This window comes from Roseomonas sp. USHLN139 (genome assembly GCF_037145735.1).
Classification (GTDB): Bacteria; Pseudomonadota; Alphaproteobacteria; order Acetobacterales; family Acetobacteraceae; genus Pseudoroseomonas.
Genome location: NZ_JBBCWY010000001.1, coordinates 1,311,303 through 1,335,830, shown reverse-complemented (window position 1 = coordinate 1,335,830; position 24,528 = coordinate 1,311,303). Strand labels below are relative to the sequence as shown.

22 protein-coding genes are annotated in these 24,528 nt (G+C 71.9%); 10 read left to right on the top strand and 12 right to left on the bottom strand.

Annotated features, from left to right (window positions below; genetic code table 11):
• The first annotated feature begins 37 nt into the window (after positions 1-37).
• From gltX to WFI16_RS06175, 3 genes are all read left to right on the top strand, one after another.
• Positions 38-1,438, top strand: coding sequence for a glutamate--tRNA ligase (gltX, locus tag WFI16_RS06185; RefSeq protein WP_419896911.1), 1,401 nt, complete (start codon positions 38-40; stop codon positions 1,436-1,438).
• Positions 1,439-1,509: 71 nt separating this feature from the next.
• Positions 1,510-2,700 carry a M20 aminoacylase family protein gene (locus tag WFI16_RS06180; protein WP_419896910.1) on the top strand — a complete coding sequence of 397 codons (1,191 nt, stop codon included), beginning with the start codon at positions 1,510-1,512 and terminating at the stop codon, positions 2,698-2,700.
• Between the two features lie 100 nt (positions 2,701-2,800).
• Positions 2,801-3,244: a hypothetical protein gene (locus WFI16_RS06175; protein ID WP_419896909.1), complete on the top strand. Its 444-nt coding sequence runs from the start codon at positions 2,801-2,803 to the stop codon at positions 3,242-3,244.
• Positions 3,245-3,279: 35 nt separating this feature from the next.
• On the opposite strand, the gene WFI16_RS06170 is transcribed toward WFI16_RS06175, so the two are convergent.
• Together WFI16_RS06170 and WFI16_RS06165 are read right to left on the bottom strand one after the other, a co-directional pair.
• Positions 3,280-4,629: an ATP-binding protein gene (locus WFI16_RS06170; RefSeq protein ID WP_419896908.1), complete on the bottom strand. Its 1,350-nt coding sequence runs from the start codon at positions 4,627-4,629 to the stop codon at positions 3,280-3,282.
• The gene (locus WFI16_RS06165) at positions 4,626-5,411 is read right to left on the bottom strand and encodes a response regulator (protein WP_419896907.1); all 786 of its coding nucleotides are present in this window, start codon (positions 5,409-5,411) and stop codon (positions 4,626-4,628) included. The genes WFI16_RS06170 and WFI16_RS06165 overlap by 4 nt, the downstream gene beginning before the upstream one ends.
• A 220-nt stretch (positions 5,412-5,631) precedes the next feature.
• Here WFI16_RS06165 and WFI16_RS06160 point away from each other — a divergent pair, with 220 nt between their 5' ends.
• Together WFI16_RS06160 and WFI16_RS06155 are read left to right on the top strand one after the other, a co-directional pair.
• A complete protein-coding gene (locus WFI16_RS06160; protein ID WP_419896906.1) occupies positions 5,632-6,174 on the top strand; it encodes a hypothetical protein in 543 nt (180 codons plus the stop codon).
• Between the two features lie 88 nt (positions 6,175-6,262).
• Positions 6,263-6,892 (top strand): DNA-3-methyladenine glycosylase family protein, encoded by a 630-nt coding sequence (locus WFI16_RS06155; protein ID WP_419896905.1) that lies wholly within the window; start codon positions 6,263-6,265, stop codon positions 6,890-6,892.
• Here the strand turns inward: WFI16_RS06155 and WFI16_RS06150 are convergent.
• Positions 6,889-7,548 carry a DapH/DapD/GlmU-related protein gene (locus tag WFI16_RS06150; protein ID WP_419896904.1) on the bottom strand — a complete coding sequence of 220 codons (660 nt, stop codon included), beginning with the start codon at positions 7,546-7,548 and terminating at the stop codon, positions 6,889-6,891. The genes WFI16_RS06155 and WFI16_RS06150 overlap by 4 nt on opposite strands.
• A 125-nt stretch (positions 7,549-7,673) precedes the next feature.
• Between WFI16_RS06150 and WFI16_RS06145 the strand changes: the two genes are divergently transcribed.
• The 5 genes from WFI16_RS06145 (at position 7,674) to WFI16_RS06125 (ending at position 13,674) form a co-directional block, all read left to right on the top strand.
• Positions 7,674-8,837, top strand: coding sequence for an aminotransferase (locus tag WFI16_RS06145; RefSeq protein ID WP_419896903.1), 1,164 nt, complete (start codon positions 7,674-7,676; stop codon positions 8,835-8,837).
• 300 nt (positions 8,838-9,137) lie between these two features.
• Positions 9,138-10,358, top strand: a complete 1,221-nt coding sequence (locus tag WFI16_RS06140; protein ID WP_419896902.1) for an ABC transporter substrate-binding protein — start codon at positions 9,138-9,140, stop codon at positions 10,356-10,358.
• A 9-nt stretch (positions 10,359-10,367) separates the two neighbouring features.
• Complete coding sequence (locus tag WFI16_RS06135; RefSeq protein ID WP_419896901.1) at positions 10,368-12,215, top strand: ABC transporter permease; 1,848 nt, start codon at positions 10,368-10,370, stop codon at positions 12,213-12,215.
• The gene (locus WFI16_RS06130) at positions 12,212-12,973 is read left to right on the top strand and encodes an ABC transporter ATP-binding protein (RefSeq protein WP_419896900.1); all 762 of its coding nucleotides are present in this window, start codon (positions 12,212-12,214) and stop codon (positions 12,971-12,973) included. Before WFI16_RS06135 ends, WFI16_RS06130 begins: the two co-directional genes overlap by 4 nt.
• A complete protein-coding gene (locus WFI16_RS06125; RefSeq protein WP_419896899.1) occupies positions 12,973-13,674 on the top strand; it encodes an ABC transporter ATP-binding protein in 702 nt (233 codons plus the stop codon). Before WFI16_RS06130 ends, WFI16_RS06125 begins: the two co-directional genes overlap by 1 nt.
• A gap of 29 nt (positions 13,675-13,703) precedes the next feature.
• On the opposite strand, the gene WFI16_RS06120 is transcribed toward WFI16_RS06125, so the two are convergent.
• The 9 genes from WFI16_RS06120 to WFI16_RS06080 form a co-directional block, all read right to left on the bottom strand.
• Entirely contained in the window at positions 13,704-14,012 is a 309-nt protein-coding gene (locus WFI16_RS06120) for a hypothetical protein (RefSeq protein WP_419896898.1), read from the bottom strand.
• A 128-nt stretch (positions 14,013-14,140) separates the two neighbouring features.
• The gene (locus WFI16_RS06115) at positions 14,141-15,463 is read right to left on the bottom strand and encodes an aspartate aminotransferase family protein (RefSeq protein ID WP_419896897.1); all 1,323 of its coding nucleotides are present in this window, start codon (positions 15,461-15,463) and stop codon (positions 14,141-14,143) included.
• The gene (locus WFI16_RS06110; protein ID WP_419896896.1) at positions 15,460-16,509 is read right to left on the bottom strand and encodes a phosphotransferase; all 1,050 of its coding nucleotides are present in this window, start codon (positions 16,507-16,509) and stop codon (positions 15,460-15,462) included. Before WFI16_RS06110 ends, WFI16_RS06115 begins: the two co-directional genes overlap by 4 nt.
• 49 nt (positions 16,510-16,558) lie before the next feature.
• Entirely contained in the window at positions 16,559-18,133 is a 1,575-nt protein-coding gene (locus WFI16_RS06105; RefSeq protein WP_419896895.1) for a PhoX family protein, read from the bottom strand.
• Positions 18,130-20,436, bottom strand: coding sequence for a molybdopterin-dependent oxidoreductase (locus WFI16_RS06100; protein ID WP_419896894.1), 2,307 nt, complete (start codon positions 20,434-20,436; stop codon positions 18,130-18,132). Before WFI16_RS06100 ends, WFI16_RS06105 begins: the two co-directional genes overlap by 4 nt.
• 213 nt (positions 20,437-20,649) lie before the next feature.
• Positions 20,650-21,369, bottom strand: a complete 720-nt coding sequence (locus WFI16_RS06095; protein ID WP_419896893.1) for a CHAP domain-containing protein — start codon at positions 21,367-21,369, stop codon at positions 20,650-20,652.
• A gap of 340 nt (positions 21,370-21,709) precedes the next feature.
• Complete coding sequence (locus tag WFI16_RS06090; RefSeq protein WP_076955897.1) at positions 21,710-22,060, bottom strand: RidA family protein; 351 nt, start codon at positions 22,058-22,060, stop codon at positions 21,710-21,712.
• Between the two features lie 224 nt (positions 22,061-22,284).
• Complete coding sequence (locus tag WFI16_RS06085) at positions 22,285-23,265, bottom strand: Gfo/Idh/MocA family protein (RefSeq protein WP_419896892.1); 981 nt, start codon at positions 23,263-23,265, stop codon at positions 22,285-22,287.
• Positions 23,262-24,527, bottom strand: a complete 1,266-nt coding sequence (locus tag WFI16_RS06080; RefSeq protein ID WP_419897153.1) for an MFS transporter — start codon at positions 24,525-24,527, stop codon at positions 23,262-23,264. The genes WFI16_RS06085 and WFI16_RS06080 overlap by 4 nt, the downstream gene beginning before the upstream one ends.
• Between the last annotated feature and the right edge of the window lies 1 nt (position 24,528).

Sequence of the window (24,528 nt, the reverse complement as noted above, 5' to 3'; positions counted from 1 at the left end):
GTGGTAGAAGCGACGGCTCGAAGGAATTGGCCGAGCAATGACCGTACGCACCCGTTTCGCCCCCTCCCCGACCGGGTATCTGCACATCGGGGGGGCGCGCACCGCCCTCTTCAACTTCCTCTTCGCGCGCCACCATGGTGGGCAATACCTGCTGCGCATTGAGGACACCGACCGCCAGCGCTCGACGCCGGAAGCGGTGCAGCAGATCCTCGACAGCCTCGCCTGGCTCGGCCTCAACGCCGACGAGCCGCCGGTGATGCAGACCGCGCAGGAAGCCCGCCATGCCGCCGTGGCGCATGAGCTGCTGGCGGCCGGCAAGGCCTACCGCTGCTACTGCACGCCGGAAGAGCTGACCGAAATGCGCGAGACGGCCATGAAGGAAGGCCGCCCGCCGCGCTATGACGGCCGCTGGCGCGACCGCGACCCGTCCGAGGCGCCGGAAGGCGTCAAGCCGGTGATCCGCATCAAGGCGCCGCGCGAGGGCGAGACCGTGATCCAGGACCTGGTCCAGGGCGAGGTCCGCGTGCAGAACACCGAGCTCGATGACATGATCATCCTGCGCTCGGACGGCACGCCGACCTACCTGCACGCCGTCGTCGTCGACGACCACGACATGGCGATCACCCACGTGATCCGCGGCGACGACCATCTGACAAACACCTTCCGGCAGGTGATGGTCTATGACGCCATGGGCTGGCGCCGGCCGCATTTCGCCCATATCCCGCTGATCCACGGCGCCGACGGCGCCAAGCTGTCGAAGCGCCACGGCGCCGTCGGCGCCCTCGAATTCCGCGACCAGGGTTTTCTCCCTGAAGCCGTCTGCAACTACCTGCTGCGGCTGGGCTGGGGGCATGGCGACGAGGAATTCGTCCCGCGCGACCGCGCCATCGAGCTGTTCGACCTGAAGGATGTCGGCCGCGCCGCCAGCCGCATGGACTATGCCAAGCTGACCCATCTGAACGCCCAGTATCTGCGCCAGATGGACCCCGACGTGCTGGCCCGCCGCGTGCTGGAGATCATGGCGCAGCGCCCCTCCATCAGCTTCGGCGCCGAAGGGGCCGAGCGCGTCCGCCTGCTGATGCCCGACATCATGCCGCGCGCCCGCACCCTGAACGAGGCCGCCGACATGGCCGGCTTCGCGGTCGCCACCCTGCCGCTGGCCTTCGAGCCCAAGGCGGAAGCCCAGCTGACGCCCGAGGCCAAGGAGCGGCTGAAGGACCTGGCGATCTTCCTGACCGACGCGCCGTGGGAGCGCGCCGACCTCGACAAGTGGCTGCGCGACTATGCCGAGGTGAAGGAGATCAAGCTCGGCGCCGTCGCCCAGCCGCTGCGCGCGGCGCTGACTGGCAGCACCCAGTCGCCGCCGATCGACGCGGTGCTCTTCGCGCTGGGGCGCGGGGAAGCCATCTCGCGGATGCTGGCTGCGGCGGGCGAGTAAAAACAGCAAGCAAGCAGCGGGGGGAAGTATCCCCCCGCACCCCCTTCTATTTCTGTTCCCAGGCAGCACCGATGAACCAGGCCCTCCTCGATTCCCTGAAGTCCCTTCAGCCGGAGCTCGCCAAGATCCGGCAGGACATCCACGCCCATCCCGAGATCGGCATGGAAGAGGAGCGCACCGCCGCCCTCGTCGCGGAAAAGCTCAAGGGCTGGGGCCTGGAGGTCACCGAAGGCGTCGGCCGCTACGGCGTCGTCGGCACCCTGAAGGGCAGGCTGGCCGGGCAGCGCGCCATCGGCCTGCGCGCCGACATGGACGCCCTGCTGATCAACGAGGCCACTGCCCTGCCCTATGCCTCGGTCAACGAGGGCAAGATGCATGCCTGCGGCCATGACGGCCACACCACCATGCTGCTGGGCGCCGCGCAGTACCTGGCGCAGCACCGCGACTTCGGCGGCACCATCCAGTTCATCTTCCAGCCGGCCGAGGAAGGCCGCGGCGGCGCCAAGGCCATGCTGGCCGACGGGCTGTTCGAGCGCTTCCCGGTCGATGCCGTCTATGGCCTGCACAACGAGCCCGGCCTGCCGCTCGGCCAGTTCGCCATCCGCCCCGGCCCCTTCATGGCCGCCCCCGACCGCTGGGTGGTCACCTTCCGCGGCACCGGCGGCCATGGCGGCGCCACGCCGCATCTGGCGACCGATGTCACCGTGCTGCAGGCCCAGTTCATCCTGGCGCTGCAGACCGTGGTCAGCCGCAACATCTCGGCGATCGACCCGGCGGTGATCAGCGTCGGCGCCATCGCCGGCGGCGCCTTCGGCTCGACCAATGTCATGCCCGCCGAGGTCAAGCTCGGCGGCACCGCCCGCTCCTTCACCCCCGCGGTGCGCGACACCATGGAGCGCCGCATGCGGGAACTGGCCGAGGGCCTGGCCGCCACCTTCGGCTGCACCGCCGAGGTGACCTATATCCGCAATGGCACCCCGGTGGTGAACCACGAGGAGCAGACCGCCATCGCCGCCCGTGCCGCCACGGCGCTGGTCGGCGCCGGCACCGTCGATGCGCGCGCGCCGCAGATCACCGGCGGCGAGGATTTCGCCTACATGCTGGAGGCCAAGCCCGGCGCCTTCATCTTCATGGGCCAGGGCGCCGGCGGCGCGACCTCGGAAGGGCTGCACACGCCGACCTACAACTTTAACGACGACGCCATCGCCTATGGCATCGGCTACTGGGTCTCGCTGGTGCAGGAAGAGCTGAAGCTCGCCTGACGCCACCTGCTGACGTCCGGGTGTCCGGATGCCCAGGCGTCTGGACGTCCAGCCGCAGACCCGCTTACCTGCCGCGGCCACAGCCAAGGGATTTTCGCGCATGCGCATCGCGGCAGGACTTCTGGGAGTGGGATTGGCGCTGGGCCTGGGGCTGACGCCGGGCGCCGCGCAGGCGCCGCAGCCGCCGCATGCCTGGGTCTTCGGCAGCTGGACCGGCGGCTTCTTCCCGGCCACCGAGACCCGCGGCCCCGACTGCGCCGGCCAGCCCAGCGTCATCTTCACCCGTGACGTCATCATGCGCTCGAGCCCGCTGGACGTGGCCTACCGCCAGCGGCTGATCGAGACCGCCCAGGCCGATCCCAGCGGCCTGACCATCCGCCTGGCCCCGGTGGCCCCGGCCGGCACGCGCAACCTGCCGCCGGGCACCGGCTTCGGCTGCAGCGGCGATCCCAACCTGCTGCGCATCGAGCGGCGCGGCCCGGACGAGATCGTCTTCCCGGATTGCGCGGACTTCCCCGCACCGCTGAAGCGCTGCACCAACTGAGCGCGGCCCCGGCAGCCGCCGGCTGAACGGCGGCCTCAGGCCGGCAGCGTCACCAGCGCGGTCAGCCCGGCCGTGCCGCGGTTGCGCAGCACCACGTCGCCGCCATGCGCGCGCAGGATGTTGCGGGCGATCGGCAGGCCAAGGCCGGTGCCGCCGGTCTCGCGGTTGCGGCTGGTCTCCAGGCGGCGGAAGGGCTGGAACACCGCCTCCAGCGAATCCTCCGGGATGCCCGGCCCGTCATCCTCGACCGCCAGCCGCACCAGCCCCTCGGGCCGGCCGCCGGCATCCTCCAGCCGGATTTTTGCGGATCCACCGTAATTCAGGGCGTTCCCCACCAGGTTCGCCAAGGCGCGTTTCAACGCGATCGGTCGCGCCCGGATGCGCAGCCGCTCGGGGCCTTCATAGGCGATGGCCTCAGGGTCCATGTCGGGCCGGGCATCGGCGGCCTCGTCCAGCACGGTGCGGCAGAGCGCGGCCAGGTCCAGCGGCACCGAGGGCTCGGTCGCCGAATCGTCGCGGGCGAAGGCCAGGGTCGCATTGACCATCGCCTCCATCTCGTCGAGGTCGGCCAGCATCTTCCGCCGCTGCTCGTCATCCTCGAGGAACTCGGCGCGCAGCCGCAGCCGGGTGATCGGCGTGCGCAGGTCATGGCCGATGGCCGCCAGCATCTGCGTGCGGTCGCCGACGAAGCGGCGGATGCGCTCGGCCATGGTGTTGAAGGCGCGCGCCGCGGTCGCGACCTCGGAGGGGCCGTTCTCCGGCAGCGGCGGCGTGTTGACGTCGCGCCCGAGGCGCTCGGCCGCCCGCGCCAGCGCCGCCACCGGCCGCGTCAGCCGCCGCGTCGCCCAGAGGATCAGCGCCCAGGCCGCGCCGGTCATCAGCACGAAGGCGAAGAGGAAGGTCTCGGAATGCCAGGGGCGCGGTGGCGGCACGGAGAGCCACATGTTCAGCCAGGGCCCGTCCGGCAGCTGCATCGCCACCACCAGGATGCCGGGATGCGGCCCGCCGGCGACCAGCGCCTCGCGCGGGCGGAAGCGCGACAGCCCGCCGCCGATCAGGTCGAGCCGGAACAGCCGGACCAAGGCCAGCGGCGCGCGCGGCATGCCCGGCCGCACCGCCGGCATGTCCGACAGGTCGACCACCAGCCCGGCCGGCAGGTCGATGTCGTAGAGCATGGATTCGCGCCGGTCGGGCGGCGCCAGCAGCACGGTGCGCCAGACGCCGAAGGCCCGGGCGCTGATCTCGCGCGAGATCGCCAGCCGCTGCAGGTCGACGCGGTCGAGCGCATGGATGGTCAGCCCCGCCGCCTGCACCAGCATCAGCGCCAGGCTGAGGAACAGCGCGGTCCGCCAGGCGAGGCTGCGCGGCAGCAGGCGGCGGATCACCCCGCGGCCTTGCCGGCCACCTCCACCTCGGTGCCGCTCGCCTCGTCGCCGGCGCCCGGCCCGGCATGCCGGTCGACGGTCGCCGCCAGCACATAGCCGCCACCGCGCACCGTCTTGATCAGGCTGGGATTGCGCCCGTCATCCTCGAGCTTGCGCCGCAGCCGGGAGACGGCGACGTCGATCGCCCGGTCGAAGGGGCCCGCCTGGCGGCCGCGCAGCAGGTCCATCAGCATGTCGCGGGTCAGCACCCGGTTCGGCCGCTCGACCAGCACCATCAGCAGCTCGTATTCGCCGCCCGTGAGCGGCACCTCGACGCCATCCTGGTTCAGCAGGCGGCGGCGGGCCGGCTCCAGCGTCCAGCCGGCGAAGCGGATCGCCTTGGCCGGCGGCTCCTGGCTGGCCGCCCCCTCGCCATTGGCGCGCCGCAGCACGGCGCGGATGCGGGCCAGCAGCTCGCGCGGATTGAACGGCTTCGCCACATAGTCGTCGGCGCCGAGCTCGAGCCCGACGATCCGGTCGGTCTCCTCGCTCATCGCCGTCAGCATGACGATCGGCACGTCCGACTGGCTGCGCAGCCAGCGGGCGAAGTCCAGGCCGGATTCGCCGGGCAGCATCAGGTCCAGCACCACCAGATGGTACCGGCCGAGCGGCCAGAGCCGCCGCGCCTCGCGCGCATCGCGCGCGGCGGTGACGCGGCAGGACTGCCGCTCGAGGAATTTCGACAGAAGATCGCGGATCTCCCGGTCATCATCGACGACCAGGATATGCGGAGGCGGTTCCATGGGCTCGACCATAGCGGGGATATGGCAAGGGTGCCTGCCCGTCATGTTACAGGCTTTTGCCGCCCGGCGCGCCGTCGCACTTCGTTTCATTACGCCGGGAAATTCAATGCGCAGCAGCCTGTCTCCCCGCCCGGGGGACGGCCGGTCCGCCAGGCTGCGGCACCGGGCCTGCATCGGCCCGCTTCCGCCAGCGGCAGGCCAAGGCTAGGCTGGGGCCGCCATGCCCGTCCAGCCGCCGATGCCGCCGCTCACCGCCGCTGCGCCGATGCGCGGCGCCGGGCTGCGCGACCGGCGGCCGACGCGCCGGGACTGGCTGCGCTTCGCCGCCGGGGTCGCCTTCGCCCTGGCCCTGGCCGGCGGCATCGCCCTGCTGGTCGAGCGCGAGCGCGAACCGCCGGTGCTGGCCGCGCACCGCGCCTTCACCGCCGGCCTGCGCAGCCCCGGCATGCTCCCCGCCCCCAGCCTGACCGGCCTGCCCGACCTGACCGGCGCCGGGCTGACCCTGGTGCAGAGCCAGCGCGTGGCCGGGGGCATCTATGCCGGATACCGCGGCCCGGGCCGCTGCCGCCTGGGCCTCTGGCTCGGCCCGCGCGAAGGGCTGCCGCCGCGCCAGATGCCGGGGTCGCGCGTCGCCCTGATCTCGCGCGGCGCCGACATGCTGTGGCTGGTCGGCAGCGGCGATGTCGAGCCGCGCCGCTTCGGGCGGATGGCCATGGCGCTGCAGCTGGGCGGCTTGCCGGAGGATGCACTCTGCCCCGAATAAGGCGGGCATGACCGTCATCAAGGATTCGCCGGCGGTGCCGGACGGCAAGGATTCGCCGGCTGTGCCGGGCGGTAATGATACGCCGGCTGTGCCGGCATGGGCACGCGCCGGATTGCGGGAGCTGGCCGTCCTGGACCCGGCCTTCGCCGGCATCGAGGCCGCCGCCGGCCCGCTGCCCTGGCGCAGCCGGCCGCAGGGCTTCGGCGGGCTGGCGCGCACCGTGGTGGGCCAGCAGATCAGCAACCAGGCCGCCACCGCCATCTGGAAGCGTTTTTCGGCATTGCCCGGGGCGCTGGAACCGGCCGGCCTGCTGGTCCTGACCGACGAGCAGCTGCGCAGCGCCGGCCTGTCCCGCCCCAAGGTCGCGCATCTGCGCAGCCTGGCCGAGGCCTGCCGCGCCGGGGTGCTGGATTTCGCCGCCCTGCCCGGCATGGCCGACGCGGCGGCGATCGCGCATCTCTCGGCGCAGCGCGGGCTGGGGCCCTGGACGGCGCAGGTGCATCTGCTCTTCGCCGAGGCGCGGCCGGATATCTTCCCGCAGGGCGACGTGGCGCTGGCCGCCGGGCTGCAGCACCTGAAATCCCTGCCGGCCCGGCCGACGCCAAAGGAGCTGGCGCGGCTGGCGGAAGCCTGGAGCCCCTGGCGGTCGCTGGCGGCCCGGCTGCTCTGGCACCATTGGCGCCACGTGACCGGGCGGCCGGCGGGGGAGGATGCCTAGTCCGCCGCGGCCGGGCTGGCGTCCGCGTCGCCGGGTGACAGAGTCCCGGCATCCCAGCGCGCGCAGAAGGCCTCGATATCGTCGCTCTGGAAGTCGGGCAGCCGTTCCATGATGGTGGCGAAGGGCCAGTCCCACCAGCGGATGCGCAGCAGGCGCGCGGCGATCGCCGGCGGGAAGCGGTCGCGGATCGGCCGGGCGGGCACGCCGCCGACGATGCTGTAGGGCGCCACGTCCTTCGTCACCACCGCGCCGGCGGCCAGCACGGCGCCATGGCCCACGGTGACGCCGGGCAGCACGGTGACGCCATGGCCGATCCAGACGTCATGGCCGATCACCACCCGGTCGCCGCGGCGCTCGGCGAAGAAGCCGGCATCGCGCCGGGCCCCGGCGTCGTAATATTCCGGGCAATAGGTGAAGCGGTGCTGCGCCGCCCGCCCGGTCGGGTGGTTCGGCGCACCGATCCGCACCATGGCGGCGATGGCGCAGAAGCGGCCGATCTCGGCATCGGCCACCATGCAGTGCTGGCCCAGATAGCTGTAGTCGCCGAGCGTGCTGTATTCGAGGGCGCTGTGCTCCAGCACCTCGCAGGACCGGCCGATGATCGTCTCGCGCTGGCGGACGGTCGGATGCAGACAGGTTTCGGCCAGCTTGGGCAAGGGCGGTTCCTCCAGGCGTCGGGGCGGCGTGATAGCGCCGCCCTGTGACGCTTCGGCGACAGGGGCGAGAAAGATCGGCAACGGAAAGCACTTGCTTTCCCCCAGCGGCGCGGCATGAGGGTGGCATGCCAAGCCTTCGCCTGTCGCCGCGCGTCGGCGCGACCTCTGCGCCGCCGATTCCCGCCGCCCGGGGCTGGGCCGCCCGCTATGCCGGGCAGGCCGGGCCGATGCTCGACCTGACCCAGGCGGTGCCGGGCTATCCGCCGCATCCCGAGATGCTGGCCCGGCTGGCCGAGGCCGCCGGCCAGCGCGCCAGCGCCGGCTATGGCCCGATCGATGGCGACCTGCCGCTGCGCGAGGCCTTCGCCGCCGATGCCAGCGGCTTCTACGGCGCGACCCTCTCGCCCGCCCAGGTGGCGATCACTGCCGGCTGCAACCTGGCCTTCACCATGGCGATGACGGTGCTGGCCGGCAGCGGCGACGCGGTGCTGCTGCCCACCCCCTGGTACTTCAACCACCGCATGGCGCTGGAACTGCTGGGCATCACCGCCCTGCCCTTCGAGACCCGCGCCGAGGACGGTTTCGTTCCTGATCCCGAGCGGCTGGCGGCGGCCTTGACGCCGAATGTCCGGGCGGTGGTGCTGGTGACGCCGAACAACCCGACCGGCGCGATCTATCCGCCCGCCGTCATCGCCGCCATCGCCGAGACCTGCCGGCAGCGCGGCATCTGGCTGGTGCTGGACGAGACCTATCGCGACTTCCTGCCCGAGGCCGCCACGCCGCCGCACGCCCTGTTCGCCGATCCGGACTGGGGCGACGGGCTGGTGCAGCTCTATTCCTTCGCCAAGTCCTATTGCATCCCGGGGCACCGGGTCGGGGCGATCCTCGGCGGCGGCGCCTTCCGGGCCGAGCTGATGAAGCTGCTGGACACCATGCAGATCTGCGCCGCGCGGCCGGCGCAGGCGGCGCTGGCCTGGGCGGTGCCAGCGCTGGCCGAGTGGCGCCGCGGCAACCGGGCGATCATGGCCGGGCGGGCCGAGGCCTTCCGCACCGCCCTGGCGGCGGCCCCCGACTGGCAGATCGACGCGCTGGGCACCTATTTCGCCTATCTGCGCATTCCCTCGGGACGGGGCGACGCGCTGGCGGTGGCCGAGGCGCTGGCGGCCGAGCGTGGCCTGCTGACCCTGCCCGGCCCGTTCTTCGGCCCCGGGCAGGAGCGCCATCTGCGGCTGGCCTTCGCCAATGCCGAGGTCGAGGCCCTGGCGGCGCTGCCCAGCCGGTTGGGATGAGAGGCGGCGGCGGAATTTTCGAAGCGGTTCATTTCCTGATCCTGGTCATCAAGTCGCTCCGGCTGCCGGACATCCTGTTGGTGATCTTTTGGAGTGTGCTCCTGGGGTTGCTGGCCTGGGCGCTGATCCGGTGGCTCAGGGCTCGCTGCCAGTAGTCTCGCCGCCCTATCCTGACGCGGCAGCACGGATGTAAAAAAGATCGGCGCAAACCTGCAGGTTTGCGGGGGAATTCCGTTCCCCAGCCTTTCCTTGCCTTTCTTTCTGTCGGATGGTCCGCCGGACTGGCGAGGGGTTTGAGCGATGCGTGGTGATCTGGGCCGGCGCGGCCTGATGGCGGGTGTGGCGGTGGCGGCACTGGCGCGCCCGGCGGTGCTGCGGGCGCAGACGGGCCCGATCCGCATCGGCGAGATCAATTCCTACACCGCGCAGCCGGCCTTCCTGGGCCCCTACCGCAATGGCTGGCTGCTGGCGCAGGAGCAGGTCAATGCCGCCGGCGGCATCGATGGCCGCCCGCTGGAGACCGTCTTCCGCGACGATGCCGGCAAGCCCGAGGATGCCGTCCGCCTGGCCGGCGAGCTGGTCAATGCCGAGGGCGTGGCGCTGCTAGCCGGCGGCTATCTTTCCAATGTCGGCCTGGCGCTCGGCGACTTCGCCCGCCAGAACAAGAAGCTCTATGCCGCCAGCGAGCCGCTGACCGATGCGCTGGTCTGGTCGCGGGGCAATCGCTACACCTTCCGGCTGCGGCCCAGCACCTACATGCAGGCTGCCATGCTGGTCGAGGAGGCGGCGAAGCTTCCTGCGAAACGCTGGGCCACCGTCGCGCCGAACTACGAATACGGCCAGTCGGCGGTGAAGTGGTTCCGCGAGCTGCTGGCGAAGAAGCGCCCCGATGTCACCTTCGTGGGCGAGCAGTTCCCGGCGCTGGGGCGGATCGATGCCGGCGCCACCGTGCAGGCGCTGGAGCGGCTGCGGCCGGAGGGCCTCTTCAACGTCACCTTCGGCACCGACCTGCTGAACTTCGTCCGCCAGGGCAATACCCGCGGGCTGTTCGAGGGCCGCGTGGTCGCCTCGATGCTGTCGGGCGAGCCGGAATATCTGGAGCCGCTGGGCGAGGAATGCCCGGATGGCTGGATCGTCACCGGCTATCCGCGCGACGAGCTGGACAACGAGGTCCATACCAGGCTGCGCGACGCCTATCGCCAGAAGTTCAACGAGCTGCCGCGCTGCGGCTCGATCGTCGGCTATGACACCGTCCAGGCGATCGCCGCCATGCTGCGCAAGGCGAAGACCACCGAGACCGAGGCGATGGTGGAGGCCTTCCGCGGCATCCGCTTCCCCACCGGCTATGGCACCGGCGAGGTGACCTTCCGCGCCGCCGACCACCAATCGACGCTCGGCGCCTTCGTCGGCCGCACCAAGCTGGAGGGCCGTCGCGGCAAGATGGTCGACTGGCGCTATGCCGACGGCGCCGACTACCTGCCCGGCGAGGCCGAGGTGCGCGCCTGGCGTCCCCAGGACTGACCCTCGCCCATGCTTGATTGGCAGGGGCTGGTCGTCCAGGGGCTGAACGGGCTGGCCAGCGCTTCCTCGCTGTTCCTGGTGGCCGCGGGGCTGACGGTGATCTTCGGCGTCAGCCGGATCGTCAATTTCGCGCATGGCAGCCTCTACATGCTGGGCGCCTTCCTTGCCTGGACGCTGACCGCGCATGGCCCCTTCGCCGAACTCGGTGGCTTTTTCGGGTTCTGGGGCGCGATCCTGGCCGCGGCGCTGACCGTCGCGGCGCTCGGCGCGCTGGTGGAGATGACGGTGCTGCGCCGGCTCTACGCGGCGCCGGAGCTGTTCCAGCTCCTGGCCACCTTTGCCCTGGTGCTGGTGGTGCAGGACCTGGCGCTGCTGCTCTGGGGGCCGGACGACAAGTTCGGGCCGCGTGCGCCGCTGCTGCGGGGCGCCACGGAAATCTTCGGCGCGCGTTTTCCTTTGTACGAACTGTTCCTGATCGCGGTCGGGCCGGTGGTGTTGGGGCTGCTCTGGCTGCTGCTGCACCGCAGCCGCTTCGGCATCCTGCTGCGCGCGGCAACGCATGACCGCGAGATGGTGGCAGCCCTCGGCGTCGACCAGAAGCGGCTGTTCACCGGGGTCTTCGCGCTGGGGGCCGGGCTGGCCGGCCTTGGCGGCGCGCTGCAGATCCCGCGCGAGGCGGTGACGCTGCACATGGACATGGCCGTCATCGTCGAGGCCTTCGTCGTCGTCGTCATCGGCGGCCTGGGCAGCCTCGGTGGTGCTGCGCTGGCCGCGCTGATCATCGGCGAGCTGCATGCCTTCGGCATCCTGGTGTTTCCCCGCATCACCCTGGTGCTGGTCTTCCTGGTGATGGCGGTGGTGCTGGTGCTGCGGCCGCAGGGGCTGCTGGGGCGCGGGGCGGCCACCGCCCCGGTCGCCGCCCCTGCCCCGCCGCTGCCGGGACCGCTGCCGCCGGCGCTGCGATGGGCCGCCATCGCCGCTGGCCTGGTATTGCTGGGGGTGGCGCCTTTCCTCGGCGACTATCCGCTGATCCTGCTGGCCGATTTCGCTGTCCTGGTCCTCTTCGCCGCCAGCCTGCACCTGATCATGGGCCCGGGCGGGATGGCGAGCTTCGGCCACGCCGCCTATTTCGGCGCCGGCGCCTATGCCGCCGCCCTGCTGTTCAAGCACCTGGCCGCGCCGATGGAGGTCGGGCTGGTCGCCGCCCCCTTCGCCGCCGGGCTGGTCGGGCTGCTGTTCGGCTGGTTCTGCGTGCGGCTGTCGGGCGTCTATGCCGCCATGCTGACCCTGGCCTTTGCCCAGATCGCCTGGAGCGTTTCTTTCCAATGGGTCGAGGTGACCGGCGGCGACAACGGCATCCTCGGCGTCTGGCCGAGCGATTGGGCGCGCGGGCGGCTGGTCTTCTTCTCCCTGACGCTGGCGTTGTCGGCGGCCGGCGTGCTGCTGCTGCGCCGGATCATCCGCGCCCCCTTCGGCCTGGCGCTGCGGGCGCAACGCGATTCGCCGCTGCGCGCCGAGGCCATCGGGCTCGACGGCTTTCTGCTCCGCTGGATCGCCTTCGCGGTCAGCGCGGCGCTGGCGGGTCTGGCGGGGGCGCTCTTCGCCTATGGCAAGGGCAGCGTGTTTCCCTCCTTCCTCGGCATTCCGCGCAGCGTCGATGCGCTGCTGATGGTGCTGCTGGGCGGCGTGCAGACGCTCACGGGCCCAATCGTCGGCGCCATCGCCTATGCCGGGCTGCAGGAGCAGCTGGCCCGCGCCACCGATTACTGGCGGCTGGTGCTGGGGCTGGTGATCCTGGCGCTCGTGCTGTTCTTCCCGCGCGGCCTGGCCGGTGCCTTCCGCCGGCGCGACGCATGAGCGCGCCCGGGACGCCTCTGGTGCTGCAGGCCGAGGGACTGACCAAGGCCTGGGGCGGGGTGCGGGCGGTGGATGGCGTCTCCCTCGCCCTCGCCCCCGGCGAGATGCTGGCGCTGATCGGCCCCAATGGCGCCGGCAAGAGCACGCTGTTCAACCTGCTGAACGGCCAGGTGCGCGCGGATGCCGGGCGGGTCCGCTTGTCGGGCGAGGATGTAACCGGCCTGCCCCCCCGCAAGCTCTGGCGGCGCGGGGTGGGGCGAACCTTCCAGATCACCGCGACCTTCGCCTCGCTGAGCGTCGCCGAGAATGTGCGGCTGGCGCTGCTGTCGCACCATCGCCGGGTGTTCTCCTTCCTTCGCCCCTCCCGCGACCTCTTCGCCCGGGAGGCGGAAGCCCTGCTCGAGCGCGTCGGCATGGCGGCGCAGGCGGCGCGGCCCTGCGCCGTGCTGGCCTATGGCGACCTGAAGCGGGTGGAGCTGGCGATGGCGCTGGCCAACCGCCCGCGCCTGCTGCTGATGGACGAGCCCACCGCCGGCATGGCGCCCGAATCCCGCCTCGCCCTGATGGCGCAGACCGCCACCATCGCCCGTGCCGAGAACATCGCCGTGCTGTTCACCGAGCACGACATGGATGTCGTCTTCGGCCATGCCGCCCGGGTCATGGTGCTGGATCGCGGCCGGCTGATCGCCGAGGGCGCGCCGGACGCCGTCCGCGCCGATCCGCGCGTCCGCGAGAGCTATCTGGGGAAGCAGGGCTGATGCTGGCGGTGGACGGCCTGCAGGCGCATTACGGGCGCGCCCATATCCTGCACGGGATCAGCCTGGACGTCGCCGCCGGCGAGGTGGTCTGCCTGCTCGGCCGCAATGGCGCCGGCAAGAGCACCACGATGAAGGCCATCATGCGCCTGCTGCCGCCCAGCGGCGGCCAGGTCCGCTTCGAAGGCCGCGACCTGGCGGGCCTGGCCCCGCATGCGGTGGCGCGCCTCGGCCTCGGCTATGTCCCCGAGGAGCGGCGCATCTTCCCCGAGCTGACGGTGGAAGAGAATCTGGAGGTCGGCCGCCGCCCGCCGCGGCCCGGCCAGGCGCCCTGGACGGCCGAGCGCCTCTATGCCCTCTTCCCCAGCCTTGGCGCGATGAAGAAGCGTCCCGGCGGGCGGATGAGCGGCGGCGAGCAGCAGATGCTGGCCATTGCCCGCACGTTGATGGGCCAGCCGCGGCTGCTGCTGCTGGACGAGCCCTCGGAAGGCCTCGCACCGGTGGTGGTCGACCGCCTGGCCGAGGCGCTGCTGGGCCTGAAGGCCGAGGGGCTGGCGATCCTGCTCTCCGAGCAGAACCCCGGCTTCGCCGCCAGCATCGCCGACCGCGCCTATCTGCTGGAGACCGGCCATATCCGCCATCATGGCCCGATGGCCGCGGTGATGGCGGATGCCGGGCTCAGGGCGCGCTATCTCTCCGTCTGAGGTGCCGCGCCGCCTGCCGAGCGGCCGCGTCACACCCCGACGACGAGCACCGCCAGCCGCCCGGCGAACCAGCCGCCGCCCATCCCCAGCACCACCGCCAGCATCACCTGCCGGCTGACCCGGTGCCAGTGCCGCCAGGGCAGCGCCAGCAGTGCCGCCTGCGCGGCGCCGCGCGACCGGAGGATGGGGGGCAGCGCGGGCAGGCCGGCCAGGCCCGCCCGCGCCCAGCCGGGACGCCGCCCGTTCCGCGGGGCGATCCGCCAGGAGGGGGGCGCCGCAGGGGTGTGCGGCGGGGTCCAGGAGAATGGCGCAGGCGGGGAAAAGGAGGTGCTCGGCATGGGCGGATGGGAACAGAAAAAGAACACGGTCGCAAGCGCAGGCCCGCCACAGCCGCCCCGAAAAAAGAACAAAGCAGGAAACTTTTTGGTGAGGGTGCCGTAACGACCCTGCCCTCGCCCGCCAGCCCTCAGCCGGCCGGCAGGCCGGGCAGCACCGCCTCCATCGCCGCCAGGAAATGGTCAGCATGCTCGGGGCGGAAGACCAGCGGCGGGCGGATCTTCAGCACATTCGCATGCGGGCCGGAGGCGCTGATCAGCACCCGCCGCTCGCGCAGCCCGTTGACCAGGGCGGCGGTGGCGGCCGTCGCGGGCGCCTTGCTGGCGCGGTCGGCGACCAGCTCGACGCCGACCATCAGCCCGGCGCCGCGCACATCACCGATCACCGCGAAGCGCTCGGCCAGCCGGCGGATGCCCTGCATCAGATAGGCGCCGGTGCTGCGCGCATTCTCCACCAGCCCTTCATTCTCGATCACCTCCAGCACCGCCTGACCGACGGCGCAGGACACCGGGTTGCCGCCGAAGGTGTTGAAATAGCGGGTGCGCTCGCCGAAGCGGGCGAGGATCTCGGGCTTCGCCACCATGGCGGCGATCGGGTGGCCATTGCCCATCGGCTTGCCCATGGTGACCATGTCCGGCACCAGGCCGTGCCGGGCGAAGCCCCACATGGCGTCGCCGGTGCGGCCGAAGCCGGGCTGCACCTCGTCGGCGATGAACAGCCCGCCGGCCTCGCGGATCGCCGCGACGGCGGGGGCCAGGAAGCCGGCCGGGTCGGTGAAGACGCCGTCGCTGGTGAAGGCGGTGTCAACCAGCAGGGCCGCGGGCGTGATGCCGGCGGCCTGCAGGTCGGCGATGGCGGCGCGCACATCGGCGGCGAAGCGCTCGGCCACGCCCGGCCCGCCGCGATAGCCATCCGGCGCCGGCACGGTGCGGATGTTCTCGCCCAGCGTGATGCCGGTGCCCAGCGAGGGCGACATCTCGGAGATCGCCACCGTCACGCCGTGATAGGCCAGCTTCGTCACGATGAAGCCGGTGCCGCCGGTGTAGGAGCGGGCGACGCGGAAGGCCAGGTCATTGGCCTCGCTGCCGGTGCAGGTGAACATGACGTGGCTGAGCTCGGGCGGAAAATAGCCGAGCAGCTTTTCCGCGTAGTCGAGGATGCCCTCGTTCAGATAGCGCGTGTGGGTGTTGAGGAGGGAGGCCTGGCGCGCCAGGGCTTCCACCACATGCGGGTGGCAATGCCCGACCGAGGCGACGTTGTTGTAGACGTCGAGATAGGGATTGCCGTCGGGATCGTAGAGCCAGACCCCCTCGCCGCGCACCAGATGCACCGGGTTGGCGTAGAACAGCCGGTAGGCCGGGCCGAGCAGCCGCTCGCGCCGGGCGATCAGGGCGCGCTCGCGCTCCGCCACGCCGTTGGTGGCGCGCGAATCATAGGCGTTGATCATGGTCATCGGCCGAGAGCCTCCCGCAGGTATGTCTGGGCATCCTGGCGCGGCAAGGCGCCCATGCGGCGCAGCCCCGAAAGGCTCCGGGGGTAGTTGCGCAGGATGTAGTCCGCATTCTCCGGCTGCCGCAGCGCGCGCCAGCCGCTGATGACGACCGAGACCGCGCAGCGCGTCGCGATCAGGTCGGCCAGCACCTCCAGCTCCTCCTCCCAGAGCGGGCAGGCGGCGTCGAAGGCGGCGATCAGCTGGGCCGGGCCTTCCAGCGGATGGCCCTCGGGCGCCAGCGAATAGGCCGCCGCCGTGGCCAGGTCCTGCACCAGCGGCGCCCGCACCATGTCGCCGAAATCGATGATGCCGGTGATCCGCCGGTCATCCACCGCATCGGCCAGGATGTTGTGCGGGTTGAAGTCGTTGTGGATCACCTGCGGCCGCAGGTCGCCGAGCCCCGGCAACGCATGCCGCTCGAAGCGGTCGAGCACGCCGAGCGCCAGGCCGCGATCCTCGGGGTCGGGCAGCTGCGCCGCGGCGCCCCGCAGCTGCAGCGCGCGCTGGATATCCCAGAGCAGCACATGGCTTTCCGCCGGATGGCGGAAGCCGGCCAGCGCCGCGTCCAGCCGCGCCAGGCACTGGCCGATGGCGGTGCGCTGGGCGCGGTCCGGCGCGGTCTGGTAGAGCGGCCGGCCGGGCAGGTAGTCGAGCACCCGCACGCGGCAGGGGGCGCCGCCATCGGCCGGCTGCCACACCGCCTCGGGCGACGATCCCGCCAGCGGCGGGTGCAGCCGTGGCACCGGCAGCGCAGGATCGGCGGCGGCGGCATGCATCAGCGCGCGGCTCTGGAAGTCGGAGACCGCCGGATCCTCCGCCGCGTTGATCACCCGCATGGCATAGTCGCGCCCGTCGCCGGTGGTCAGCAGGAAGTTGCGGTCACGCTCGGCGGTCAGCGGGCGGACGGTGCCCGCCAGGCCGAAGGCATCGCGGGCGAGCGCCTCGGCCTCCGCCAGGGTGATAGCCGGCACCGGGTTGTCCAGCACCGCGCCCAGCTGCTCCGTCATGCTTTCATCCAAGCCATTTTATACAATCTACGACGACTGCGTGGGCGAGTCAGCCACCGACGCGCTGGCCGCCCTCGCGCGAGAGGGTGACCAGGGTGGTGCGCGGCGGGATGGCCGGGTCGAAGGCCGGCCAGCGGGTGCCGGGGCGGTCGAAGCTGGCGCCCGGCTCGGCGCCCGGCGTGCGCACCAGGGCGAACAGCGCCAGCCCGTCGGGCGACATCGCCGCGCCGCCAATCGCCGCCCCGCGCGGCGCACTGTAGAGCGGCAGGGCGAAGCCGCGCCCCGGCCCCTCGGTGTCGCATCCGTAGAGGATGTCGGGCTGGGCGCCGACGCGGCCGTCATGGTCGGTGCCGATCCAAAGCCGCCCGGCGGCATCCACCGCCAGCGTCGCCGGCGAGTCCGGCCAGGCGCCGGCTCCGGGGCGCGGCTGGCCGCCCATCAGCAGGATCGAGGCCGTCGCCGTCGCCGCGCCATGGTCGCCGCCGGCGGGGATGAATTCCAGCACCTGCCCGGCATTCGACCCGGCGCGCGGGTTCAGCGCGTCCACCTGGTCGGGGCGGCGGGCGGCATTGCCCTTGCAGGCGAGGTAGAGCCGGCCGGAGCGCGGATCGATCGCCAGGCCCGCCGGCAGGTCGAAGGCCATTGCCCCCGCCTGCCCCGCCGCGGCGATCGGGTTCAGGGACGTCTCGGCGCCGGCCGGCAGCGCCTCCCAGGCGATGCCCTGGCGCGTCGCGCGGGCGACCGAGAGCGTGCCGCGGTCCAGCGCATCCGGCTCGGAGGCCGGCCCCGCCGAGACGAACCGGAACAGAAAACCGAAGGCGCGGTGGTCCGACAGATAGACCACGGCGCGGCCGTCGCGGGTCAGCGCCGCCGCCACGTCGCCGCGCGGGAAGCGGGCCAGCGCCGTGCGCTTGGCCGGCACCGCGGCCGGATCGAGCGCGTCGAGCTCGGCCACCCAGCCGAAGCGGGTGCCGTCGGCGAAGCGCGGGTCGAGGCGCGAGAGGCGCGCGACCCAGGGGGCCGGGTCGTCCTCGGCCAGCAGCAGCGTGCCCCAGGGCGTGGCGCAGCCACCGGAGAGGCCGAGCAGCCCCTGGATGGCGGTGCCGACCGCCTCCGACGCCGGGCCGGTCAGGCGGCAGAGCGTGTCGCCGGCCAGCCGGCGCGACTGGTAGCCGCCATCGACGACGACCCAGCGCGCCCCCTGCTTCTCGATGTTGAGCAGCGAGGCGCCCTGCAGCTGGGACGACACCGCCGGCCGGTCGCGGCCATCCGGATAGACCATGGCGGGATCGACGGTGGGATGCGCCACCGCCAGCACGCCGCGCGCCAGGCCATCGGCGCCGGGCGGCGACAGCACCAGGCCGCAGATCCGCCCGTCCCAGCCGAACTGGGTCGAGGCCGCCTCGGCGCTTGGCCGGCGCGGGTCCCAGGGCCGCGCGTCGAAGGTGACGCGGTCGCCCCAGCGCACCAGCACCTCGCGCCGGTAGCCGGGGGCCAGGCTGTCATCCGGCTTCACCGGGAAGCGCAGCGGCGGCATGTCGAGCGTGACGATCTGCGCCGCCGCGGCACGGGCCAGGAGGGGCAGGCCGGCGACGCCGGCCAGCAGGGCGCGCCGGCCGGTCACGACAGCGCCTCCGCCACCGGGCGCGGCGCGTCGTGCACGGTCACCGGCGGCAAGGTGTCGGAAAAAGCCTCGATCTCGACCAGGCAGGATTGCGCCGCGCTGCCCTGGCCGAGGCGCGAGGTGCCGTAGTCATGCGTCAGCACATTCGGATTGCCATGCACGTCGAGCCGGCCGGGGCGGTGCTCCGGGTCCCACCAGGCGCCGGTGGCCATGGCGACGACGCCGCGGCGGATGCCCGCCGAGACCTGCAGCCCGGCCAGGCAGGCGCCACGGTCGTTGAAGACGCGGATGATGGCGCCCTCGGTCAGGCCGCGGGCGGCGGCATCCTCGGGATGCATCAGCAGCGGCTCGCGGCCCTGGATCTTGCTCGCCGCCGCCACCCGCCCGGTGTCGAGCTGGCCGTGCAGCCGGGTCGCCGGCTGGTAGGACAGCAGGTGCAGCGGGAAGCGTTCGGCCAGCGGCGCGCCGAGGAACTCGGTGGGCGGCTGCCAGCGCGGATGGCCGCCGATCTCCGCATAGCCGAAGCCGGCGATGGTCTCGGAGAACAGCTCGACCTTGCCGGAGGGGGTGTTCAGCGGATGGTTCGCCGGGTCGCGGGCGAAATCCTCGAACAGGACGAAATCGCGGTCGGGCGGCGGCACCTCGACATGGCCGGTCTCCCAGAATTCCTCGAAGCTCGGCGGCGCGAAATCGAAATGGCGGCAGGCCTGGCGCCAGCGCTCATACAGGTGGCGCAGCCAGGCGGCCTCGTCGCGCTGCTCGGTGAAGCGGTCGCGGAAGCCCAGATGCTCGGCCATGTCGGCCAGCATGTCGTGGTCATGGCGGGCCTGGCCGATCGGCGCCACCGCCTGGTGCATGGCGCGGACGAAGCGGTCGCGCGAGGAGGAGGCGATGTCGTTGCGCTCCAGCGTCGTCGTCGCCGGCAGCACGATGTCGGCATGCCGCGCGGCGGCGGTCCACCAGGGCTCCTGGACGATGATGGTCTCCGCCCGGTTCCAGGCGCGCAGCAGCCGGTTGAGGTCCTGGTGGTGGTGGAACGGGTTGCCGCCGGCCCACCAGATGATGCGGGTATCCGGCAGGGTGATGTCGCGGCCGTTGTACTGCAGGATCTCGCCCGGCCGCTCCAGCAGCTCGGTCACCCGCGCGACGGGGATGGCCAGGCCGCCGGCATTGCGGCTGGCCGGCATCGACACCGAAGGGATCTCGCGCCGCGGCGTGCCCATGCCGTTCATCGAGCCATAGCCGAAGGTGACGCCCTGCCCCGGCTTGCCGATGCCGCCCAAAGTCGCGGCGAGTGCCACCAGCGCCCACCAGGGCTGCTCGCCATGCTCGGCGCGCTGGATCGACCAGGTGGCGGTCAGCATGGTCGGCAGCCGCGCCGTCTCGAAGGCCAGGGCGCGGATCTTTTCCACTGGCACCTCGGTGATGGCCGCAGCCCAGTCGGCGGTCTTCGGCTGGCCGTCGGTCTCGCCCATCACATAGGGCCGCAGCTTGTCCCAGCCGGTGCAATGCGTGGCGAGGAAGCCGCGATCCTCCAGCCCCTCGGCGACCAGGGTGTGGATCATCGCCAGGATCAGCGCGGTGTCGGTGTTGGGGCGGATCGGCACCCATTCGGCGTCGAGGAAGTCCGGCGCATCGCCACGGAACGGAGAAATATTGACGAAGCGCACCCCGGCCTCGGCGATCCGCTTCAGCCAGGGGACATATTCATGCGCCCCCGCCCCGCCGGCGGTGACCAGCGCGTTCTTCAGCGGCAGGCCGCCGATGCAGAGCATCAGCTTCGTGTGCTTCAGGATGCTGGACCAGTCGGTCACCGGCCCCTGGATGACGTCGTTGGTGCCCAGCACATGCGGCATCAGCGTCATGCCGGCGCCGTAGGAATAGTTGGTCACCTGGGTGGTGTAGCCGCCGCCCAGGCCCAGGAAGCGCTGCAGCTGGCTCTTGGCATGGTGGAAGCGCCCGGCCGAACTCCAGCCATAGGAGCCGCCCATGATCGAGGGATGGCCGGATTCGGCGCGGACCCGGGCGGTTTCCTCGGCGGCGAGGCGCACCGCCTGGTCCCAGGAGACGGGAACGAAATCACGGTCGCCCCGCTCGGCGCCGCGGCGCTCGCCGCGCAGCCAGCCGGCGCGGATATAGGGCTGGTCGATGCGGGCCTTCGAATAGAGCGCGTCGGGCACGGACTCCAGCAGCGCGCCGGGATGGGGGTCGCGGGCGAAGGGGCGGATGCCGGTCAGGCGGCCATCCTCGACCACCGTGTCGTAGCTGCCCCAATGCGCGGCATGCGGCTTGATGACGGCCATGGTGCGCAGAACTCCTTCAACCCGGCGGCGGCGGAGAATGCGCTGCGATCACGACGGAAGAAAGATGGCGCGGTGCGGAAGCGGGCGGAAAAGCCATGCTCCAGCCCGATCGGCTGGCCCCCTGCCCCGCGTCAGGCGCGTCGGGCGGAAGGGGGGGCCGGACCGGCGGGCAAGGCGCCCTGGCCGGTCCGGATGGTCGCTTGGAAGGCAGGCTTAGCGGGCGGCGTCGCGCGCCATGTTCTGCAGGGCGCCGGCCAGATGCTCGGCATGCGCGCGGGCGGCCACCGGGGCCTCGGCGACCTCCTCGAAGCCATTGGCCGAGGCGGTGCGGATCGAGCCGACCGCCCGGTTGTGGATGAAGCCGTTGGTCGGATAGGCGCGGCCATAGGTGCCGTCGCTGTAGCCGACCTGGACGCGGACCGAGGTCCAGTCGTTGTTCTCGGAGGCGTCGATCACCGAGACGCCGCGCATCACGGTGCCCTTGCGGATGCCCGGGCCTTCCCAGTTGGCATGGTCGATCAGCACCTCGCGCGGGCCGAGCACGCGGGAGACCACGGCCACATGGCCCGAGCGCATGCCGCCCGAGGAGCGGAAGCTGAGCACCGAGCCGCGCTCCGGGCGCTGGCTGCGGGCATAAACGCCGGCGGCATTGGCCCACCAGGCATAGGCATTGCCGCTGATCTCCATGCCGGTCACCGAGCGGGCATAGGGAACGCAGGAGATGCCGGCGAAGCTCGGCGCCGCGGCGCCGGCGCGGCGCGCGACCTGCTGCGGCTTGGCGGCCGTCGGCTTGGCGCTGCGGCTGGCCGCCGTGGCGTGCTGGGTCGAGGCGGCCCGCGGCTGCTGCTTCACCGTCTCCCGGGCGTTGCGACTGGTCGCGGCATCGGCCGCATGACCCGTGCAGAACGCACCCAACAGAACGGCGAATGCCACCGCTGTGCTCTTGCCTCGCATGAAACCCCCAACAACTGCCCCCATCACGACTTTCGCCGCGATGCACCCCGGCTACCAATTCGGCGCGAGGCGGGGCAACCACTGGGTATGTTACAGCTCGAAATGCGGCGTGATTCGCGAATTCACTTGCCGCGCAGCGCGCCTTAATAAGAAGTAAATCCTACGGGAGCGCGCAACAGCAATGAAAGCCACAGTGTTGCGGCAAATCCGCAACAGGGCTTCAAACCGTTCAAACTGATAACAAAAAAGGCGCCCTGGAGTTCCCTCCAGGGCGCCGATTCTTCATCAGCCAGGCCGGAAAAATCCCGGCCGAGCCAGATCAGCGGCAGGCGGTGATCATGATCTCAACCAGATGGCGCGGATCCGCCATGTTGGCCTGCACGCAGGCGCGCACCGGGGCGCCGCCCTCCGGCAGCCAGGCCGACCACAGCTTGTTCATGGCGTCACGATCCCGGATGTCCTTCAGCCAGATCTGGGCCTGCAGCAGACGGGTCTTGTCGGTGCCATGACCCTCCAGGGCGGCATCGATCTTGGCCAGGACCTGCTTGGTCTGGCCCAGGACGTCCTGCGAGAGGTCGTCGGCGGTCATGCCCGCCAGGAAGACGAAACCATGATACTCGACAGCGCCGGAAAGAACCGCGTTGCTGTCATGGCGGGTGATCTTGCTCATCGTCGCGCTCCCTGCGGTGAGGCCGCCAGCATGACGCTGGCGACACGAGGCCCGCCGCTTCTAAGGCTGGGCCGGAGAGGCCGCAAGGTGGGGACCAAGAGAAGAGGCGGGCAGGCCAGGGGAATGAATTCCCCTGGACCCCTTCTTCTTTCTGTCAGATGGCCATGTCCGGGTGACGACGGGCGGTGACACGGCCCGGTGGCAGCGCGACCTGTCCCGGCGCTTCAGGGAACCGCGTGGCTGCCGCCCGAGGCCGCCGAGACGATCATCGTCTCGAAGACCGAGACCCCGTGGATCGCCTGGTCGAGCGGCAGCGGATAGGCCGCGCCGCCGGCCACCGCGGCGGCGAAGGCCTCCAGCTCGGCCCGCTCGATATCGACCTTGGGGAAGTCGCGCACCACCGTCTCACCCTCGCGCGGGCGATAGACCAGGTGCTCGTGGTCGGTCAGCTCCGCCCAGCCCTCGCTGCCATAGAGCGCCACGCGCCAGCAGCGCGGCGCATAGGCCAGCGTCGCGAAAGTGCCGGTGGCGCCGCTGGCGAAGCGGCAGAGCATGGCGGTGGTGTCGTCGAGGCCATTGGTCAGCACGCGGGCGGTGCTGGCGACGGTGACCTCGGCAATCGGGCCGGCCAGGTTCACCATCATGTCGATCATGTGGATGCCCATGCCGCCCATGCCGCCAAGCGGGCTTTCCGAGCGGTCGGCGCGCCACATGCCGGGCTTGTAGGCGGCCGCCCCCGGGCCGCTGAACTGGCCCTCGACATGCAGCAGCGTGCCGATGCGGCCATCCGCCAGCATGGCCTTCAATTCGGCCACCGCGGGCAGGAAGCGGCGGTTATGACCCAGCGCCAGCACCACGCCGGCCTTACGGCAGGCCTCGACGGCGGCGGCGGCGCTGGCCTTGTCGAGGGTGAAGGGCTTCTCCACGAAGACATGCTTGCCGGCGGCGGCAGCGGCCTCGACCTGGGCCGCGTGCAACTTGTGCGGGGTGGCCAGCACCACGGCCTGCACCGCGGGGTCGGCCAGCGCCGCCTCGTAGCTGTCGTGCAGCCGGATGCCCTGGGCGGCCGCCCAGTCGCGCGCCTTGTCCGGCGTGCCGGTGCTGCCGGCGACGAAGCGGAGGCCCGCCTCGTTGCGGCCCTGGATGCTTTCCACCAGGATCCGGCCCCAGCGACCCATGCCGATGATGGCAGCTTGCAGGCTCATCTGTTCTCTCCGTCGTCAGGCGGGCCTTCGAGCACCGCCTCGATCCTGTCCTGCCGGGAATAGCCCCAGGCATAGATGGCCAGCGCCAGGGCGCAGAAGACCAGCGTCGGCCAGCGCAGGCCGAAGACCTCGCCGGTGGCGCCGAGCAGCAGGGCGCCGAGCGCCGGGCAGGCCCGGGTGATCATCCCCCAGAGCGCCAGCACCCGGCCGCGCATCGCCGGGTCGGCCGCGGTCTGCGCCAGCTGCTGCACCGAGATGCCGTGCAGCGAGGCGCTGGCGCCGATCATCGCGGCGCAGATCAGGCCGATCGGGAACCAGCCGGTGGCGACGAAGCCGGCGGTGGCGATGGCCTGCAGCATGCCGGCGCGGATGGCGATGCGGGTGGCCCCCGCCGTGCGGCCGCGCGCGGCGAGCCACAGCCCGGTGACCAGCGCGCCAATGCCGAAGCAGGCGGTCAGCAGCGCCAGCGATTCGGCGCCGCGGCCGAAATTGCGCTCGACGAAGGGCGGCAGCAGCTCCTGCACGCAGCGCAGCAGCACGCCGATGCTGGCGGCATAGAGCAGCAGCGGGCCAAGGCCAGGGTGGCGGGCAACGTACAGAAAGCCCTCGCGCACCTCGCCCAGGAAGCTGGCGGTCGCCGGATGGCCGCGCCGATGCGCCGGGTCGACGCGCAGCATCGGCATGGTCAGCACGGCGCTGAGATAGGCGAGCGCATTGCAGGCGATGGCCGGCGCCACGCCGAACACCGCGATCACCGGCCCGGCCAGCGCCGGGCCGATGAAGCGCGCCACGTTGAAGACCAGCGAATTGCAGGCGACGGCGGCGGGCAGGTCGGCGCGCGGCACGATGCCCGACATCAGCGTCTGCCGTGCCGGCTGGGCGAAGCTGGCCGCCGTGCCGCTGCAGAGCTCGAGCGCCACCAGCAGGCCGATCGAGATATTGTCGGTGGCGACGAGGGTGGAGACCACCGCCGCCTCGATGCCGATCACCGCCTGGGAGAAGGTGGCCAGCTTCAGCCGGTCGACCCGGTCGGCGACCGCGCCGGCGATCGGGCTGATCACTGCGGCGGGGGCCAGGTCGCTGAAGGCGACCAGCCCGACCCACAGCGCGCTGTGGGTCATCTCCCAGGCCAGCCAGGCGACCGCGATGCGGTGCATCCAGAGGCCGGTCCAGGAGGTCAGGCTGGCGCCGAAGAAGATCCGCGCGTTCCGGGTCGCCAGCGCGCGGCTCAGCGCGCCGAAGGGCGACCGGAAGAGCGGCAGG

Coding starts and splice junctions, on each gene's coding strand:
- gltX (WP_419896911.1), top strand. CDS start 38: ATGACCGTACGCACCCGTTTCGCCCCCTCCCCGACCGGGTATCTGCAC.
- WFI16_RS06180 (WP_419896910.1), top strand. CDS start 1,510: ATGAACCAGGCCCTCCTCGATTCCCTGAAGTCCCTTCAGCCGGAGCTC.
- WFI16_RS06175 (WP_419896909.1), top strand. CDS start 2,801: ATGCGCATCGCGGCAGGACTTCTGGGAGTGGGATTGGCGCTGGGCCTG.
- WFI16_RS06165 (WP_419896907.1), bottom strand. CDS start 5,411: ATGGAACCGCCTCCGCATATCCTGGTCGTCGATGATGACCGGGAGATC.
- WFI16_RS06160 (WP_419896906.1), top strand. CDS start 5,632: ATGCCCGTCCAGCCGCCGATGCCGCCGCTCACCGCCGCTGCGCCGATG.
- WFI16_RS06145 (WP_419896903.1), top strand. CDS start 7,674: ATGCCAAGCCTTCGCCTGTCGCCGCGCGTCGGCGCGACCTCTGCGCCG.
- WFI16_RS06140 (WP_419896902.1), top strand. CDS start 9,138: ATGCGTGGTGATCTGGGCCGGCGCGGCCTGATGGCGGGTGTGGCGGTG.
- WFI16_RS06135 (WP_419896901.1), top strand. CDS start 10,368: ATGCTTGATTGGCAGGGGCTGGTCGTCCAGGGGCTGAACGGGCTGGCC.
- WFI16_RS06130 (WP_419896900.1), top strand. CDS start 12,212: ATGAGCGCGCCCGGGACGCCTCTGGTGCTGCAGGCCGAGGGACTGACC.
- WFI16_RS06125 (WP_419896899.1), top strand. CDS start 12,973: ATGCTGGCGGTGGACGGCCTGCAGGCGCATTACGGGCGCGCCCATATC.
- WFI16_RS06120 (WP_419896898.1), bottom strand. CDS start 14,012: ATGCCGAGCACCTCCTTTTCCCCGCCTGCGCCATTCTCCTGGACCCCG.
- WFI16_RS06115 (WP_419896897.1), bottom strand. CDS start 15,463: ATGACCATGATCAACGCCTATGATTCGCGCGCCACCAACGGCGTGGCG.
- WFI16_RS06110 (WP_419896896.1), bottom strand. CDS start 16,509: ATGACGGAGCAGCTGGGCGCGGTGCTGGACAACCCGGTGCCGGCTATC.
- WFI16_RS06100 (WP_419896894.1), bottom strand. CDS start 20,436: ATGGCCGTCATCAAGCCGCATGCCGCGCATTGGGGCAGCTACGACACG.
- WFI16_RS06090 (WP_076955897.1), bottom strand. CDS start 22,060: ATGAGCAAGATCACCCGCCATGACAGCAACGCGGTTCTTTCCGGCGCT.
- WFI16_RS06085 (WP_419896892.1), bottom strand. CDS start 23,265: ATGAGCCTGCAAGCTGCCATCATCGGCATGGGTCGCTGGGGCCGGATC.